The organism is Streptomyces sp. NPDC030021 (assembly GCF_055574035.1).
Window position 1 is genome coordinate 613,818 of record NZ_JBVIAH010000001.1, and the last position, 16,100, is coordinate 629,917.

Annotated in this window: 13 protein-coding genes; all 13 read right to left on the reverse strand. The window is 74.3% G+C overall.

Annotation, left to right across the window (positions count from 1 at the left end; genetic code table 11):
- Window positions 1-40 precede the first annotated feature (40 nt).
- Window positions 41-2,911: a bpX6 domain-containing protein gene (locus tag ACZ4YL_RS02665; RefSeq protein ID WP_468113391.1), complete on the reverse strand. Its 2,871-nt coding sequence runs from the start codon at window positions 2,909-2,911 to the stop codon at window positions 41-43.
- The gene (locus ACZ4YL_RS02670; protein ID WP_468113392.1) at window positions 2,908-4,611 is read right to left on the reverse strand and encodes a hypothetical protein; all 1,704 of its coding nucleotides are present in this window, start codon (window positions 4,609-4,611) and stop codon (window positions 2,908-2,910) included. The genes ACZ4YL_RS02665 and ACZ4YL_RS02670 overlap by 4 nt, the downstream gene beginning before the upstream one ends.
- A gap of 166 nt (window positions 4,612-4,777) precedes the next feature.
- Window positions 4,778-5,284, reverse strand: coding sequence for a bpX5 domain-containing protein (locus ACZ4YL_RS02675; protein WP_468113393.1), 507 nt, complete (start codon window positions 5,282-5,284; stop codon window positions 4,778-4,780).
- On the reverse strand, window positions 5,281-6,468 hold the full coding sequence (locus tag ACZ4YL_RS02680) for an AAA family ATPase (RefSeq protein ID WP_468113394.1): 1,188 nt from the start codon (window positions 6,466-6,468) through the stop codon (window positions 5,281-5,283). Before ACZ4YL_RS02680 ends, ACZ4YL_RS02675 begins: the two co-directional genes overlap by 4 nt.
- Window positions 6,469-6,592: 124 nt before the next feature.
- Window positions 6,593-7,390 (reverse strand): glycosyltransferase family 2 protein, encoded by a 798-nt coding sequence (locus ACZ4YL_RS02685; protein ID WP_468113395.1) that lies wholly within the window; start codon window positions 7,388-7,390, stop codon window positions 6,593-6,595.
- Between the two features lie 28 nt (window positions 7,391-7,418).
- Window positions 7,419-8,483: a hypothetical protein gene (locus ACZ4YL_RS02690; protein WP_468113396.1), complete on the reverse strand. Its 1,065-nt coding sequence runs from the start codon at window positions 8,481-8,483 to the stop codon at window positions 7,419-7,421.
- A 6-nt stretch (window positions 8,484-8,489) separates the two neighbouring features.
- Window positions 8,490-9,944 (reverse strand): oligosaccharide flippase family protein, encoded by a 1,455-nt coding sequence (locus ACZ4YL_RS02695; RefSeq protein ID WP_468113397.1) that lies wholly within the window; start codon window positions 9,942-9,944, stop codon window positions 8,490-8,492.
- Window positions 9,941-10,699: a YveK family protein gene (locus tag ACZ4YL_RS02700; RefSeq protein ID WP_468113398.1), complete on the reverse strand. Its 759-nt coding sequence runs from the start codon at window positions 10,697-10,699 to the stop codon at window positions 9,941-9,943. Before ACZ4YL_RS02700 ends, ACZ4YL_RS02695 begins: the two co-directional genes overlap by 4 nt.
- Window positions 10,700-10,721: 22 nt before the next feature.
- Complete coding sequence (gene wecB / locus ACZ4YL_RS02705) at window positions 10,722-11,864, reverse strand: non-hydrolyzing UDP-N-acetylglucosamine 2-epimerase (protein ID WP_468113399.1); 1,143 nt, start codon at window positions 11,862-11,864, stop codon at window positions 10,722-10,724.
- Between the two features lie 4 nt (window positions 11,865-11,868).
- The gene (locus tag ACZ4YL_RS02710; protein ID WP_030009430.1) at window positions 11,869-13,125 is read right to left on the reverse strand and encodes a nucleotide sugar dehydrogenase; all 1,257 of its coding nucleotides are present in this window, start codon (window positions 13,123-13,125) and stop codon (window positions 11,869-11,871) included.
- The gene (locus ACZ4YL_RS02715; protein WP_468113400.1) at window positions 13,125-13,901 is read right to left on the reverse strand and encodes a WecB/TagA/CpsF family glycosyltransferase; all 777 of its coding nucleotides are present in this window, start codon (window positions 13,899-13,901) and stop codon (window positions 13,125-13,127) included. The genes ACZ4YL_RS02710 and ACZ4YL_RS02715 overlap by 1 nt, the downstream gene beginning before the upstream one ends.
- On the reverse strand, window positions 13,898-15,067 hold the full coding sequence (locus tag ACZ4YL_RS02720; protein WP_468113401.1) for a hypothetical protein: 1,170 nt from the start codon (window positions 15,065-15,067) through the stop codon (window positions 13,898-13,900). Before ACZ4YL_RS02720 ends, ACZ4YL_RS02715 begins: the two co-directional genes overlap by 4 nt.
- 433 nt (window positions 15,068-15,500) lie before the next feature.
- Window positions 15,501-16,100, reverse strand: coding sequence for an acyltransferase (locus ACZ4YL_RS02725; RefSeq protein ID WP_468113402.1), 600 nt, complete (start codon window positions 16,098-16,100; stop codon window positions 15,501-15,503).

The following is a 16,100-nucleotide window of genomic DNA, read 5'->3' on the forward strand; positions in this document are numbered from 1 at the left end:
CCGTCCCGTCCCCGGCCCCGTCCCGTCCCCGTTCCCGTCCTCAGCCGGCCGTGACGCGCAGGTTGGCGAGCAGGGTGGCTCCGTCGGGGGTGGTGGCGAGGACACGGCCGGAGCGGTGCCAGTGGGTGACCGCGTCGGCGTGGCGGCGAAGGCCCGGGGCCTGGGTGTCGGCCTGTGGGAAGAACACGGTCGTGGTGGGCGCGGAGCCCGCGCCCGCGCCCGTGTGGAGGAGGACTCCGCTGCCGTCGGGGCCGGGCACCGCGAGCGTCCAGTGGTCGCCGTCGACGATCGGGCCGTGCGGCGCGACGCCTTCGATGCTCGGGCGGGCGCCGGGGCGGGCGAGCGGACTCTCGGTGGTCCAGTGCAGGACGGTCCTGTCCGGTGACCCGTCCGCCGGCTGCGGGCCGGCCACCAGCAGGCTGCCGGCGGCGAGCGCCGCGGAGCGGCCGGGGCTGAACTCGTCCGGCCGGAGCCGGGAGCGCAGCTCCCAGCCGGGCAGGTCCCAGCGCCAGAGCTCGACGACCTGCGTGCCGTCGGGAAGCGGTGACACCACGACACCTGTACATCCGGCGGGGGTGCGGGCGAGCCGGCCGACCAGCCGCTCGCCGCCGCCGAGTTCGCGCCAGACCACGGTGGGCCGGGGCGCGAGGGTGTCCAGCACCGTGATGCCGTCGTCGTCGGCCGTGATCAGGTGCCGGCCGTCGAAGGAGGGGACGATCTGCCGTGAACGCAGCGTCGTCCACCGCCGGACCGAGCGGGTGGCGAGGTCGAGCCGGGAGACTTCCCGGACCCGGCCGTAGCCCGCCACGAGCAGCGCGGCGCCGCCGTGGTCGGCCAGCACCAGCTGGTCGGCGGGCACATCCCAGCGGGCCTTGGTGCGGCCGTCGGCGGTGAGCAGCCGGACGCCCGCCTGGCCGCAGGCGACCAGGACGGCGCCGGATCCGAGCAGCGCCGCGTCCAGCACCGGCAGCGTGCCGGACCGGTCGGCGGCGGTGTACGTGGTGAGGTGCGCCGCAGGGGCGACGCGGCTCGGCCTGGCCAGGTCGGCGGCGACCAGCGGGTCGGCCCGCTTCAGCAGCCGCTGGTGGCGGGCCCCCGCGTCCCGGACGCCGAGGGCGCCGCCGAAACCGCCGTCCCGGACGACCGCCCGGGCCGCCGCGGTGGCGAGTTCACGGTCCTGGGCCGGGTCGGCGGCCGGGAGTTCCGCCAGTGCGGCGGCCAGCGCCGACCGCCCGGTGGCGGCCGGGTGCCCGTCGCTTTCAAGGACGGCCAGGGCGAGCGCCCGGGTCGACTTTCCGGCGCCGAGCGCCAGCAGGTACGGCAGCGCCCGGCTCCGGGTCGGCCCGCCGAGCGCGACCGCGTCGCGCAGGTCGCCGACCGCCGACGGCCGCAGCGACTCGTCCGCCCAGAGCACCTCGGCGGCGCCCAGCCGGTCACCGGACTCCCTGCAGTGCGCGGCCCAGGCGACACGCAGCTCACGGGCGGACGCCGGGTCGTCGGCCGCGAGGCGCTCGACGGCCGGGGCGAAAGCGGCCCGGCGGTACGCCGTCCGGACGGCCCGCTCGCGCTCGCCGGCCTGCCACCAGAGCCGGACCACGAGGTCCGCACCGAGGTCGCGGCCCTCTGCCAGCTCGGCGGCCTGCGCGGTGCGCCGGTGCCGCACCAGCAACGCGACGGCCTCGGCCGGGGCGTCTCGAAGATCGGCGAGGACGAATGCGGCCTCGTCGATCCGTCCCGCGCGCTCCAGGTCCTCGGCGGCCCGCTGGTAGAGCGCGGCGAGGTGCTCGTGCACCGTGCGGCCGGACAGCGGGGAGGCGGTGCCGGAACCGCCGGTCCGGGGCGTGGGGCGCAGGGCACCCTCGTAGCGGCGGGGCAGGCCGAGGGACAGCCAGGGCTTCTGCCCGGCCGACCGGTCGCCCGTGAGCCGGATCGCGTCGCGCAGGGCGTCGTCCCAGCGGCGCTGCTCGAACGCGGTGGTCAGCTCACGGAGGTAGCGGGCGTGCCGGCCCTGGACCAGCGGACCCGCCGTACGCATCGCCAGGCGCGCCAGGAGGGCGTTGAACAGGGGGCGGCGGGCGCGGCCGCGCGACCGGCCGAGCTCCGGTTCAGAGGTGGCGGCGCCGGCGCCGGCGGCGGAACCTTCCGGGCCCGGTGCGGCGCCGCTGTTGCGCTTACGGAAGCGGGCGGCTGCCGGGCCCGCGGCGAACGCGAGCAGCAGCACGGCGACGTGGAAGGTGCCGCCCTGCGACGCGACGACGACGAGGAGGGGCAGCACCACGAGGAGAACGACAACGGCCAAGGCGAGCGGGCCGGTCAGGGAAGACGGACGCGGACGCGGACTCGGACGCCCCGCGAACGGCGCCCCCCGGCGACGGGCACCGGCCGGGGCGTCCTCGGTGAGCCGCCGGGCCCGCTCCGTCCGGGGCGCGATGCCGGCGGCCGCGCGCAGGTCGGGCCTCGGTTGCTGCGGCAGGGACTCCACGACGGGTTCGGCCTCGGGCTCGGTGGCGCCGACCGGTCGGGGGCGGTGGAGCGTGAGCCCGGACAGGTCGAGCCACCGGGCCGGGTCCAGCTCCGCCAGTTCTGCGATCTGATGAATGACCGTCACTCCACCTGCGCCCACCGCGAGGTGCCCGGCGGCCGCTGCGGTGGCGTCGGCTCCGACGGTGGCCGGTGCGCTGCCGTCCGTCCGCACGACGGGCAGCCCAGGAGCCCGGTCGGAGCGGATCTCCACAGGTTCGGCCAGCATGAACAGCCATTTTCCGTCGGGCAGTTGCCGCAGATCGGCGCCGTCCCGCCAGGAGGCCACGACGCGCTCGGCGGCCTCGGCCGGGCCGATCACGGGCACGTCGAGGACGAACCCGGTGGCCGTGACGGTGGCGCGGAACGCCGCGCCCTGGGTGGCGCTCACTCGGTGTCCCCGATCAAGAAGTGGATCCCGGCGGTGTTGGCGTCGCCGACCACGATCCGGCCCGGCCGGGTCTCGGCGGCGATCAGCGGCAGGGAAGAGTGCACGGCCGGCGGCCCGGAGCCGCCGGAAAAGCGGGTCAGGGTCCGCACACCGTCGGCGCGCACGCTGCGCACCACGAAGCCGCTGCGGCTGACGGTGATCAGCGCGGGCCTCCCCTCGTCGTGGACGAGGCCGATCACGTCGGCGTTCTCGCGGAAGGAGATGCGACTCTCGTCCCCCGACCTGGTCCGCACCTGCCAGGTCCGGCCGTCCTGCGACCAGGCCTGGGAGCCGCCGCCGTGCAGGAAGTGGCGGGCGTCGCGGGCCGCCTCGTGAAGCGGTTGGCCGTCGAGCAGCCGCGGCTCGCGGAACCGGTTGAAGTGCGGCCGGTCGTGCGCTCCCCGGCCGAGCGCGCCGTCCTCGGCGACGCTGCCGTCCGGGCCGATCCGCCACCAGCGGCCGGCCAGCGGCAGCAGCAGGTCGGCACCGGCGCGCAGCAGCGGCAGGACCGGGCGGGCGAACAGTTCCTCCGGCACGGCATCGTCGCGGCCGACCCCGAAGGCGGCGAGGTCGGCGGTGTACCCGCCGCGCTCGCCGAGCGGCCGGCCACTGACGTACGGGACGAGCTCGCCGCCCCGGACGTACAGGGCGATCAGGCGCCGGCCGGTCCGGCCGGCGGCGAGCACCGGCCCGGGCAGGTCGTGGCGGCGCGCCCGGACGGTGGTGGTGATGCGGGAGTCGCCGTTCGGCAGGTTGGCGGCGAACAGGGTGGTGGCCCGCCGGCCTCGGGCAAGCAGGGTGCGGGCGTCGGTGGTGAAGGCGGGCAGCGCCCAGCCGGCCGCTCCCCCGGCGTCGCCGGCCGGCAGTCCGACGGTGACGGGATCGGCCCGGCGGAACTCCGCCCCGCGCAGTGCCCGTACGGCGATCTCACCTGCGGGCAGGGGGAGTTCGGCCGTCGCTCCGTCAAGCCGGACGACGACGTGGCCGGCGCCGTCGGCGGACCAGCGGGTGGGCTCGCTCGTCAGGACCCTGGAGCGCGCCGGGAGCCGTTCGGCGAGACGCGGCGAGGTCAGCAGCCAGGCCTGGTCGGCGGCGTCCAGGTCGGCCAGGGCGTGCTGTACGTCCCCGGGCGTCGGGTCGGCGGGCCGGCGAGCGGCCAGCCAGGCCGGCAGCAGCTCGGCGAGGTCTCCGGTGAGCCGGCGTCCGGTCGGGTCGCCGAGGACGACGACGACCAGTTCGGTGCCGCGTGCGGCCGCCCGCCGGTGCAGGACGAGGAGCGCGGCGAGCTGGACCAACCGGCCCGCGCCGGCCTGGGTGGGGCCGGTGTCGACCAGGGCGGCGATCCTGCCGCGGGCCGCCGGGGTGTGGAACTCGGGTGCGAGGTGGAGCAGTTCGCCGTCGACGAAGCGGCGCAGGAACTCGTCCGGGTACTCGTCGGCGAGCAGCCACTCGGACGGCAGCAGCTGGTCCGGCCGGCCCGAGCGGGCGAGGCCGCCGAGGCCGTCGGGGTCGCCGACGACGTCGGCGACGGGCTCGCGCTCACCGACGAGGGCGTCCAGCCGGCGTAGCAACGGGCCGAAGGCGACAGCCAGTTCGGGGGTGATGGCCGAGAGGGTGCCGGCCCAGGGGGCGAGGGCGGCGGGCAGGCGGGCGGTCTTCATCGGCGGGCACTCCACGGAGGGGCGGCCGAGCCGCGGGGCGGCGGGGCGGAACCGGGAACGGATGCGCGGGTCTGTAGGGGTGCCGGGCCGGCGGCCGCGGCCGGGGACGGCACGGCACACGGCCGCCCCGCGGCGGCCCGGCGGCGGGCAGGCTGCTGTGGCCGGGTCATCGGGTGCCGCCCCGGGGGCCGTCCGGGTCAGCGCCCGCCGGCCGGGTGAAGGCGTCCAGCGCGTCCGGGGAGGTGACCGGCGCGGGCGCGTCGGCGACCAGCGCACGGCCCGGGACGAGAACGCAGAGCTGGCCCTCGGCCGCGCCGACGGCCCGGCGCCAGAGCGGGGCGTCCGGCGTGGGACGGGCGGTGGTGGGGACCAGCAGGCCGGCGTCGCGGCCCAGGTAGCGGGCGCCGTCGGCCCACGGCAGGTCCGCCTCCGCACCGAGCACGAGCAGCGCGCGATCGGCGGCCGGCAGGCCCGGACCGTCGTCGGCGAGCACACCGAGGCGGGCGCCCTCGCGGACCCGCTCACGGGCCGCCGCGGCCAGGCCGGGCACCGCGTCGCCCACCGCGAGGACGGCGGCGGCCGGGAGCGGGGGCTCACGGCGCTCCCACCGGAGCGGAAAGGACGGCGCAGGGGCGGGCGCAGGGGCGGGCGGAGACGGCTGGGCGGCGGTCACGAGGGTGCGACCGCCGCGACCAGCTCGGCACGTATCCCGGCCAGCGCGGCCGGCAGGTCGGCCGGCTCGAAACCCGCGTCGATCTCACGCAGCGCGGCCTCCAGCCGCAGCCGCGAGTCACGTCCCCCGGGGAGGTCCCGGTGCTCCGCGAGCAGGGCCGTGCCGGTGCGGGCCAGCCGCTCGGCGCGCGCGGCGGTGCTGCGGGACAGCTCTTCGGCGGCGTGCACCAGGCTGCGGTTGGCGGCCTTCTCCACCAGGTCGGAGAGGGTGTCGCGGGCCAGCGCCTGGGTGTCGGCGGTCGGGGCGATCAGCGGCAGTACCCACAGGTCGCGCGCGGATGCGGTGGTCCGGCCGTCCAGCACGGCGGCGGCCGCGACCAGCTTCTGCGAGCGCACCGCCCGGCGGTCGCCGACCGGCACCCCGGCTGCGCGCAGCCGGCGCAGTGCGGTACCGACCAGCGGGGTGACCTCGTCGAGGTCGCAGGCGCGGGCGGCGGCGGCGAGCCGGTCGACGGCGGCGAGCAGGCCGCCGGAGCCGGCCGGCGCTGCGGACGCGACCGCAGGGCGGCGGCCGGCCTCCAGCAGTTCCTCCAGCCGGGCGTCGGCCACCGGCTCGACGAACACGCGGGCGAGGAAGCGGTCCGCGAAGGCGGCCAGGGCGGGGTCGTCGGGCAGGTGGTTGGCAGCGGCGACGCAGACCCGCAGCGGGCTGTCGAGGACGGTGCGGCCGCGGCGGAAGACCCGTTCGTTGAGCAGTCCGAGGAGGGTGTTGAGCACGGCTGTGGACCCGAGGAACACCTCGTCCAGGAAGGCGATCTCGGCCTCGGGCAGCATCCCGGCCGTCTCGAACTCGACCCGGCCCTCACGCAGGCCGCGCAGGTCGACGGGGCCGAACAGCTCGTTCGGCTCGGTGAACCGGCCGAGCAGGTACTCGAAGTAGCGGCCGCCGAGCCCACCGGCGATCCGGCGCACGGCCTCGGACTTGGCGGTGCCCGGCGCGCCGACGACCAGGAGGTGCTCACCGGCGACCGCGCAGAGCGTGACCACCTCCGCGACGGTCTCACGGTCGATCAGGCCCCGGCCCGCGGCGGCCACGGCGGCGCCGACCGACTCGGCGTCCGCGGCGAGCGTGGACGCCGCGGGCGGGGCGGGGACGGTGGTCGGGGCGGTGCTGATCTCGGTCACGAGCACCGGAGTCTACGGGGGCCGAATCCGCGCCCACCAGCGGGTTTCCCTACGGCCGGACGGACCGCCCGGCACCGCCGCCGCGCGCGGCGTGCTCAGCCGCACAGTACTTCGACGACAGGGCTCAGGAGCCGTCCCAGCTGGTCCAGAAGCTGTCCGGGTTGACCAGGTAGCGGACGGTCGCCCGGGGCAGGTGGCGTACCTCGTGGCGGCGGCTGTAGCGGCGGACCAGCTCCCAGTCCTCGCGGGGCAGCACCTCGGGGGTGCGGCGCAGCCGGCTGAAGTACAGGGACCGGTTGCGCCGCGCCACGAAGGCGTTGGTGTCCAGGAAGGCCTCGTGGGCGGCGCGGCGGCGGTCGAAGGGCACCGAGAGGACGTCCCGGTCGGTGCCGTCGGGCAGCACCCTGCGCAGGGCGGTGTAGACGGCGTCGGGCCCGTCGGGTGCTTCCAGCGTGGCCAGGGCCTGTTCCAGGTGGTCGGGCTCCCAGAGGTTGTCGTCGTCGAGGAAGGCCACGTAGCGCGACCTGGTCAGCCGGATCCCCACGTTGCGCACGACTCCGGCGGTCGCCGTGTTGCGGGCCAGGGAGACCGCGAACAGCCGTGGGTCGTGCGGAAGTTCGGGGAGGCCCGCGCCGTCGTCGACGACGATGACCACCTGGTCGGTGACCGTCTGGGCGAGCGCGGAGCGGACCGCCGCGCGCAGTGCGTCCGGCCGCCGGTGAGTGGGCACGACGGTGGCGACCAGGGCGGCCGGGGGCTCGCCCAGGGCGGCGGCGAGGCGGTGGGTCTCGGCGTCCTCGAAGCGGCGCAGCCGCAGGGCGGAGGGGGCCAGCAGGACCTTGTTCCTGGCTTCGAAGAGCACCAGCCAGCCGAAGGTCCGTTTGAGCAGTTCCCAGGGGGCGCGCGCGATCCGGCGCATCATGTGCTGTCGGTCCTCTCGGTGTCGGTGGTCAGGAAGCGGGCGGGGGTTCGACGGGCCTGCCGTCGGACATGCGGTTGCCCTTCCACACGTTCCCCGCGCCGCCCGCGTTCCAGGCGGTGGCGGCGCCGTAGGCCCCGGCGGCCGGGTGGTACTCGGTGGAGAAGACGTTGTTCGTGACCTGGATGCCGGTGGCGCCCGGGCCGCCGCCGTAGAGGGCGTACGCTCCCCCGGCCAGCCAGTTGCCGTCGACGACGACGGAGGAGACCACTCCGGTGTCGGCGAACAGGCCGACGGCCGCGGTGGCGCCCCGGTCCACCGCGGTGGAGTTGAGCAGGGTGTTGCGGCGGATGGTCAGCCGGCCCTTGTTGCCGCCGCCGCTGATGACGGCGTCGGTGTGCTGCCATTCGCCGCCCTGGTTGCGGAACGCGACGATGTCGTGGACGTAGTTGTCGTGCAGATCGCCCTGCCCCATGGACAGGGCGTTGCCGAACACGGAGATGTCGCACCAGCCGACCTCGATCGAGCTGCCGCCCATGTTGGAGACGGCGTAGTTGACCCCTCCGTTGTCGGGGCCCTTGCCGGGCACGGCGGTGATCGCGGTGTGCAGGACCCTCAGTCCGCTGAAGCCGGGGCGCAGGTTGATCCCCCACCAGTTGGTCGAGGTGATCCGGCTGTCGATGACGGTGACGTCGTTGGCGTAGATGTCGAGGGACCCGCGGATGTCCCAGCCCTTGATGACCGTGCCGTCCTGCTTGACGGACATGTTCCCGGTGTCGTGCCGCTCCAGCTCCATCCGCGGGCCGGTGGTGCTCGCGTCGGGGAATCCGCAGGTGCCGGGCGAGGTGCAGGCGGGGGTGGTGGGCGGCGGTTCGCTCGCCGGCGGCGAGGCGGTCGGGGAGGGCGGGCCGGAGGGGGACGGCGAGGCCGGGGTCGGGGGCGGGGCCGTGCCGGAGGGGGCGGCGGGCTCGGTGGCGCCGGGCGCGGCCGCGTGCTCGCTCACACCGGTGCGGTCGGCCTGGTAGAGGGTGAGGACGACGGCGAGCACCACTCCGGCGAGCAGCCACGCCGTCAGGCGCCTTCGGTGCTGTGTCACAGCTGTCTACCCTTTGAGTAATGCGCGGCCGGGCAGCACGCACAGGACGTAGCACAGGGTGCCGGCGGCTCCGGTCGCCAGGAGCGCGAGCACGCTGTCGCCCAGGTACCGCTCCAGGACGAGGAGTACGGCGGCCATCACCGCGCCGCCGAGCAGCGGCCAGGCGCAGGCCCGGGCGACGGTACCCAGGAGGATGCCCGCGCGGTGCAGGGCGAGGAGGAACACGGGGACCACGACGGCCCCGGCGACCAGGACGTGGCCCTGGGCCACTCCGACGATCCCGCCGGTGCGGGCGCCGATCACGAGGGCCGGGATCAGGATGATCAGCCAGAGTCCCTGGACGCCGATGAGCGAGCGGCGCCTGCCGATGGCCACCAGGCAGTCGTAGGCGAGTTCGCAGCCGATGCGGACCAGGCCGAGCGCCATCAGCCAGGGCAGGGCCCGGGCTGCGGGCAGCCAGCGTTCACCGTAGATGAGCTCCACGACGGGGGCGGCGAGTGCGGCGAGCAGGACGCAGATCGGGACGGTGCCGGCCATCACGACGCCGAGGGCGCGGGCGAATCCTGCGGCGAGCGCCTGCGGTGTGTCGGCCAGCCGGGAGAAGCCCGCGAAGGAGACGCGGCGGGCCGCTTCGGAGATGATGCGCACGGGCCAGCCGGAGATGTTGAAGGCGAGCACGTAGAAGCCGAGGGCCAGCGGGTCCAGGGCCGAGCCCACCACCATGGTGTCCACGTTGACCACGCCGAGGGCGAGCATGCTGGCACCGGCGAGCGGCAGTCCGAACTTCAGCAGCGCCCGGGCCTGTTCCCGGTCCCAGCCGAACTTCAGGGTGCCGGGTGCGGCGAGGCAGCAGCCGATGAGCGCGGCCACGTTGCCCACCACGGATCCCCAGGCGAAGCTCATGGCGCCCCAGCCCTCGACGGCGAGCAGCAGGGTCACCGCGGTGCTGAGGACGAAGTTGAGCCCGTCGACGGCCATCCGCCTGCCCTGCGCGAACTCCCGGGTGAGGAAGCCGGCGGGGACCTGGGAGAGTCCGTCGAGGACCACGCACAGGCACATCACCCGCAGGACGCCGGAGGCCTCGGGCGAGCCGAGCACCCCGGCCACCGCGGGTGCGACCGCGAAGAGTACGGCGTACAGCAGGCAGCTGGAGGCGGCGCTGAGGGTGAGGACGGTCGGGGCGAAGCGGCGGGGGTCGCCCTCCCAGCGCACGATCGCCAGCGAGACGCCGAGTTCGTTGGCGGAGAGGAGGACCAGCAGGACCGTCTGGGCGATCCCGTACACGCCCCAGGCCTCGGGTCCGAGGAAGAAGCGGGCCAGGACGATGCCGGTGGCGAAGTTGCCGAGGCGCATGACCACGGTGTTGATCAGGCTCCACTTGGCGGCGGAGCCGACCTTGCGCCCGAGCGAGGGCGCCGCCGCCGGGGTGGTGCTCGCGGTGTCCGCCGCAGGGCCGGTCACGGCGATCCGGCCGTACGGGAGCCGGCTGCGGCGGAGCCGGCCGGGTGGGCGGCGGTCATGCGCAGGGTGGCCGTCGGGTCGCCGGCATCGGCGCCCTCGCCCTCGCCGTTCTCGCCGCCCTCGCCGGGGGCGGGCCGGTGCTTGCCGGGCGACGCCCCCCGGCGCCCCCGGGCCTCCACGAAGAAGGTGGCCACCAGGCTGAGCACGAAGCCCAGCGCACCCGCCATGATCAGGAACTGGAGCCTGGCCTTGGTCTGTGCCTCCGGCTTCTGGGGAGGCACGATCGTGGCCATCCGGATCATGGCGTCGGGGGTCACCGACTGCTGGGTCTGGAACTCCAGCAGCCGCTTCTCGGCGTACTTGGTGAGGATCTCGTCCGACTTCAGCACGGCGGCCTGGTCGGTCCCGACGACGCTCAGCCACATGTAGGGGCCGAGCGCGTTGTCGGCGATCTTCGCCTCGTGCACTCCGGTGACGCCCAGGGACTTGAGGTCGGCCTTGGCGTCGTCGGAGTTGAGGTTGCGGGCCAGGCCGTCGGCCATGCCGGTGAGCGAGGCCTGCGTGCTCAGGAAGGGGTTGCCGTCGAAGGCCACCGTGGCCTTCTTCGAGTTCAGCAGTGTCACCGTGCTCTGCGACCGGTACTCCACCGGGACCAGCAGGTACACGGCGGCGGTGAGCGCCGCCGTGATCAGCAGTCCGGGCAGCAGGACGTACCAGCGCCTGCGCATGACCCGCCAGATCTCCGCGAGATCCATGGTCTTCCCCTTCGAATTGCGTTTACAGCACGTGCTGTCGATCGGTGGCCGCCCCGTGCGACACGAGGTCGGTGGGGCGCGGCCTGGTGTGCGCGGGTGGTCCGTCGAGCAGGACCGCGGCGATGCGCTCGCTCGCCCGGCCGTCCCAGAGTTCGGGGCAGCGCGGCGCGGGCGGATCGTCGAGGACCCGGTTCACGGTGGCCGTGATGCGGTCCGGGTCCGTGCCCGCCAGCACGTTCGTGCCCTCCTCCACGGTGATGGGGCGCTCGGTGTTCTCCCGCAGGGTCACGCAGGGCACCCCCAGGGCGGTGGTCTCCTCCTGGATGCCCCCGGAGTCGGTGAGCACCACGCGGGCGGAGTCCTGCAGGGCGATGAAGTCGAGGTATCCGGCGGCCGGGACCAGCCGGATGCCGCCGGGCACGCCCAGTTCGGCCAGCCGCTCGGCGGCCCGCGGGTGCACGGGCAGCAGCAGCGGACAGCGGTCGGCGATCTCGCCCAGGGCCTTGAGTAGGCCGCGCAGCGCCCCGGGATCGTCCACGTTGGCCGGCCGGTGCAGGGTGACCAGGCCGTATCCGCCGCGGGTGAGCCCGTACCGGTCCAGGACGTCCGACCGGCGGGCCCGGTCCAGGTTGGCGAGGAGGGTGTCGATCATGACGTTGCCGACGACGTGGATCTGGTCCTCCCGGTAGCCCTCCGCGCGCAGGTTCACGGCGGCGTCGGGCGAGGGCGCCAGCAGGTAGTCGCTGAGCCGGTCGGTGGCGACCCGGTTGACCTCCTCGGGCATGCTCCAGTCACGGCTGCGCAGCCCGGCCTCCACGTGGGCCAGCAGCGGGCCGGCCTTCGCGGTGACGAGGGCGCAGGCGAGGGTGGAGTTGATGTCCCCGACCACCACGACGGCGTCCGGGGCGAGTTCGCCGATCAGCGGCTCGAAGGCGGCCATGACCCGCCCGGTCTGCTGGGCGTGGCTGCCGGATCCGGCGCCCAGGTAGCGGTCGGGCGGGCGGATGCCGAGGTCGCGGAAGAACACGTCGTTCATCGACTCGTCGTAGTGCTGCCCGGTGTGGACGAGGATCACCTCGGCGCCGCGGCGCTCCAGTGCGTCCATCACCGGTTTGATCTTCATGTAGTTGGGCCGGGCCCCGGCCACGCAGACGATCCTGGTCACGGGGTCAGAGCACCTCCACGGTGGGTCCGGAGACCCGGTTGCGGCAGTCGAGGACGAAGGAGGCGTGCTCGGTGACCATCTGGTAGTCGAAGGAGTCGTGGTCGGTGAGCAGGACCACCACGTCGGCGGCCGCCAGCTCCTTGCGGGTCGGCTCGACCCGCACCAGGCGGGCGTCGACCTTGATGCTCTCCACCACGTGGGGGTCGGCCGCGCGGACCTTGGCCCCCATGTCGAGGAGCAGCTGTGCGATGCGGACGGCGGGCGACTCCCGGGCGTCGCCGGTGTTCTTCTTGTACGCGAGCCCCAGCAGCAGGACCTTGGAGCCGTTGACCGAGCGGCGCTTGGCGTTGAGCGCGTCGATCACGCGGCGCGTCACGTACTCGGGCATGTGGTTGTTGATGTCGTTGGCGAGTTCGACGAACCGGAAGTTCTGGCCGAGTTCGCGCTGCACCCGCCAGTTGAGGTACGACGGGTCGATCGGCAGGCAGTGTCCGCCGACGCCCGGGCCGGGGGTGAACTTCATGAAGCCGAAGGGCTTGCTGGACGCCGCCTCGATGGCCTGCCAGACGTCGATGTCCAGGTGGCGGGCGAACATCGCGATCTCGTTGACGAGGGCGATGTTCACGTGGCGGAAGGTGTTCTCCAGCAGTTTGGCCAGCTCGGCCTCCTTGGGGGAGCGCACCGGCACGGTGGTGTCGACGAGGTCCCCGTAGAAGGACTCGACGGCCTTCAGGGACCGGGCGTCGACGCCGGAGACCACCTTGGGGGTCTGCTGGAAGCCCCAGACGGTGTTGCCGGGGTCGATGCGCTCGGGGCTGTAGCCCAGGTGGAAGTCCTCGCCCGCGGTGAGCCCGGAACCGTCCTCCAGGATGGGCGCGAACAGCTCCTCGGTGGTGCCCGGGTAGGTGGTGGACTCCAGGATGACGGTGGCACCCGGGCGCAGGAAGCGGGCCAGGGTGTGCGCCGACTCCTCGATGTAGCGCAGGTCGGGGGCTCCGTCCTGTAAGGGGGTCGGGACGGTGACGACGGCGACGTCGAAGCCGCCGCAGTCCCGGGCCAGTTCGCTGGGGCGGTAGGTGCCGCGCGCCAGCGCGCGGGCCAGCCGTTCGGAGGAGACGTCCTCCACGTACGACTCACCGGCGGCGAGGCTCTTGACCCGCCGGGTGTCCACGTCGTACCCGATCACCTGGTGTCCGACCTCGGCGGCCCGGATGGCCAGCGGCAGTCCGACGTATCCCTGTCCCACGACGACGACGCGCATCAGTAACTCCCCTTCGCGGAAGCGGAACCGGCAGACGGTGTGCGGTGGATGAGTTCCCGGACCGTCATGAGGAGGAAGGCAGCGTTGGTGGTGAGGTAGCGCTTGCCCAGACGGCGCGGTTCCTGGAGGGTGCGGTAGAACCATTCGAGTCCCATCCGCTGCCAGACCAGGGGGGCCCGCTTGGTGATGCCGGCGAGGATGTCGAAGGAGCCTCCGACGCCGTGGACGACGTGCGCGCCGGTGCGCTTGCCGTAGCCGGCGGTGAAGATCTCCTTCTTGGGCGAGGTCATGCCGAGGAACAGCAGCCGCGCGCGGCTGTCGGCGATGGCGTCGGCGATCGCCTCCTGGTCGCCGTCGCCGAAGTAGCCGTTGCGGCTGCCGGCCACCTGCAGCTCCGGGAAGCGCTCGGAGATCTGCGCGAGCATCATCTCCAGCACGTCCTCCTGGGCCCCGAGCAGGTAGACGGGGATGTCCGCCACCTCGGCGGCGGCCAGCAGGCGCATGAACAGGTCGATTCCCGCGACCCGTTCGGGCAGCCGGACGCCCAGCACGCGGCCGGCCCAGACCACGGCCTGGCCGTCGGCCAGGACCAGGTCGCAGCCGGCGACCGCCTCGGCGAGGAGGGGGTCGCGCCGCATGTTGACCAGCTTGGCCGCGTTGACCATGCCGATCTCGATCTGTTCTCCGCGCCGCACCGCGTCGAGGCAGCGCTGCACGGTCTCGTCCATGGTCAGCGGGTCGAGCGGGACCCCGAAGAGGGACTGTCGTCGTGTCATCTCTGGATCCCTCCGAGCCAGGCGAAGAGCATCCAGCCGAACTCGTACGGGCGGCACTCGCGGTCCACCGCACCGGGGCGGAAGATCCGGTCGAGCGGGGCGAGCCGGGCGTGCGGTGCCACCCGGGTGGTGAGTCCGCGGGCGGCCCGGACGGCCTTCTTCGGGTCGCCGCGGTAGACCTTGCGCCAGGTGACGCCGAAGTCCTCGCGGATCATCGGCTCCCGCGCGTTCCCGGTGGGATCCGCGAGTTCGGGCACGTCGGTCATCCAGCGCAGTCCGCGGCGGATCGCCGGGCCGAAGTCCGTGCCACCCGCCTCGGCCAGGTCGAACAGGGCGGTCGGGGCCATCGCGTGCTGGTGCACGCTGTAGACCGGGTAGCCCTCCACCACGCCGCCCTCGCGGGCGTCGTAGTGCCACCACCACTGTCCGCCGTCGCCCTGCAGTGTGCAGATACGGGCGGCGCAGGCGTCGGCGGCCGCGAGGGCCTCCGGGTCGTCGCCGCTCGCGTGCAGCCGGGCCAGTGCCTGCAGCGGATAGGTCTGGTCGGCGAAACAGGCCACGTGGGACCGGTAGCCGGGGACCAGTCCGGGCTCGGTGGCGTGCGGGAAGAGCGGGCTGTCGCCGACCCTGGCCGCCAGCAGCCGTACGCGGGCCGCCGCGATGCGCTCCTCCACGTCCACGACGGAGCGCGCGGCCACGAGTGCGGAGAGCACCCAGGCCGCCTCGACCGTGTACTGCGGCCGCCCGGGTACGTCCAGCGCGGCCACCCGGTCGAGGGCGTCGGACAGTTTGGGATGGCCGGTCTCCGCGGCGGCCCAGGCGATGAGCGCCGCGTCGCCGAGGTTCACCACCCCGGGCAGCCGCTCCACGAGCACGCCCGTGAACTCCTCGGCGGTGCGCCCGCCGAAGAGCGCGCGCTGCCGGTCCTCGGGCAGGAAGCGGGCTCCCAGCGCGGTGATCGCCGCGTACCGGGTGCTCGTTCCCCGCTGCTCCAGGACGGGAGTTCCCTCGGGTGAGATGACCCCCGCCCGGGTGAACACGAAGGTCTCGGCGTCCGGCAGGTACATCGCCGGGAGCCCCGCCTCGGCCAGCGCGAGCAGCCGCTCGGCGAGGGCGTGCAGCGACCGGTCCTCGTGGGCCAGTGCTCCTAATCGTGTGGTGTTCATCGGGTCCCCACCCCGATTCCCCTGGTGCTCCCCGCACCCCGTATGTCCGAGCTGTACGGCTCCAACACACCTACCCCCTCTGATCGTTCTCCTCGGACGGACCTGGCGGTCGTCACTCCGCGGAGGGGGACTGCGCATGACGGCGTCCGCGCCCGCGGCGATGTCACGCCGATGGCACGAACCGTCCGAAGGCCGGCGTCTGGATCCCCCCAGCGATGCCTCGGACCGGGACACGCGTGAACAGCAGTGTCAGCAGACGCGGGTGTGCCCGCGCCGGCATGGCACTGCCCCGGTGCCCTCGTCGTACACAACCCCCCACTGAACATGGCCTGTTGCCTGCTCAGATCCCGTGTGCAGGGACACGGTATGCCCACGGATGTTCATTGATTGTGGTTTTGAGGAAATGCCGTTGCCCTAAATTGCCGACATTCCGTCAGGTTCGCTCGCTGAGCGTGCCGTCCTTCTCGTCGTGCAGCGCTCCGGTGCGCGGGCACTCCCAGATGCCCGGTTCCCCCTCGCGCTCCACCAGGCGGACCCCGGCCCGGCCCACCCAGCCGATCCGGCGGGCCGGCACGCCCGCGACGAGCGCGAAGTCCGGCACGTCCTTGGACACCACGGCGCCGGCCGCGACGAGCGCCCAGCGCCCGACGCGTACCCCGGCCACGCACACCGAACGGGCCCCGAGCGAGGCTCCCTCGGCGACGACGACCCCGGCGGCCTCCCAGTCGCCGTCGCGCTTGATCCGGCCCTCGGGGTCGACCGCGCGCGGGTAGAAGTCGTTGGTGAGCACCGCCGCGGGACCGATGAAGACCCCGTCGCCGAGGACCGCGGGCTCGTAGACGAGTGCGTAGTTCTGCAGCTTCACGTGGTCGCCGATCCGTACGCCCGGCCCTACGTACGCCCCGCGCCCCACGATGCACCCGCGCCCGAGCCGGGCCTCCTCGCGGATCTGCGCCAGATCCCAGATCGTGGTTCCCTCACCGAGTTCGGCGCTCTCGTCGACCTGGGAGGAGGGTTGGATACGGACACTCAC

What these genes read in the sequence shown, in the direction of transcription:
- ACZ4YL_RS02715 (WP_468113400.1), bottom strand. Translation starts at nt 13,901, where the DNA reads ATGACACGACGACAGTCCCTCTTCGGGGTCCCGCTCGACCCGCTGACC.
- ACZ4YL_RS02720 (WP_468113401.1), bottom strand. Translation starts at nt 15,067, where the DNA reads ATGAACACCACACGATTAGGAGCACTGGCCCACGAGGACCGGTCGCTG.
- ACZ4YL_RS02710 (WP_030009430.1), bottom strand. Translation starts at nt 13,125, where the DNA reads ATGCGCGTCGTCGTCGTGGGACAGGGATACGTCGGACTGCCGCTGGCC.
- ACZ4YL_RS02670 (WP_468113392.1), bottom strand. Translation starts at nt 4,611, where the DNA reads ATGAAGACCGCCCGCCTGCCCGCCGCCCTCGCCCCCTGGGCCGGCACC.
- ACZ4YL_RS02700 (WP_468113398.1), bottom strand. Translation starts at nt 10,699, where the DNA reads ATGGATCTCGCGGAGATCTGGCGGGTCATGCGCAGGCGCTGGTACGTC.
- ACZ4YL_RS02685 (WP_468113395.1), bottom strand. Translation starts at nt 7,390, where the DNA reads ATGATGCGCCGGATCGCGCGCGCCCCCTGGGAACTGCTCAAACGGACC.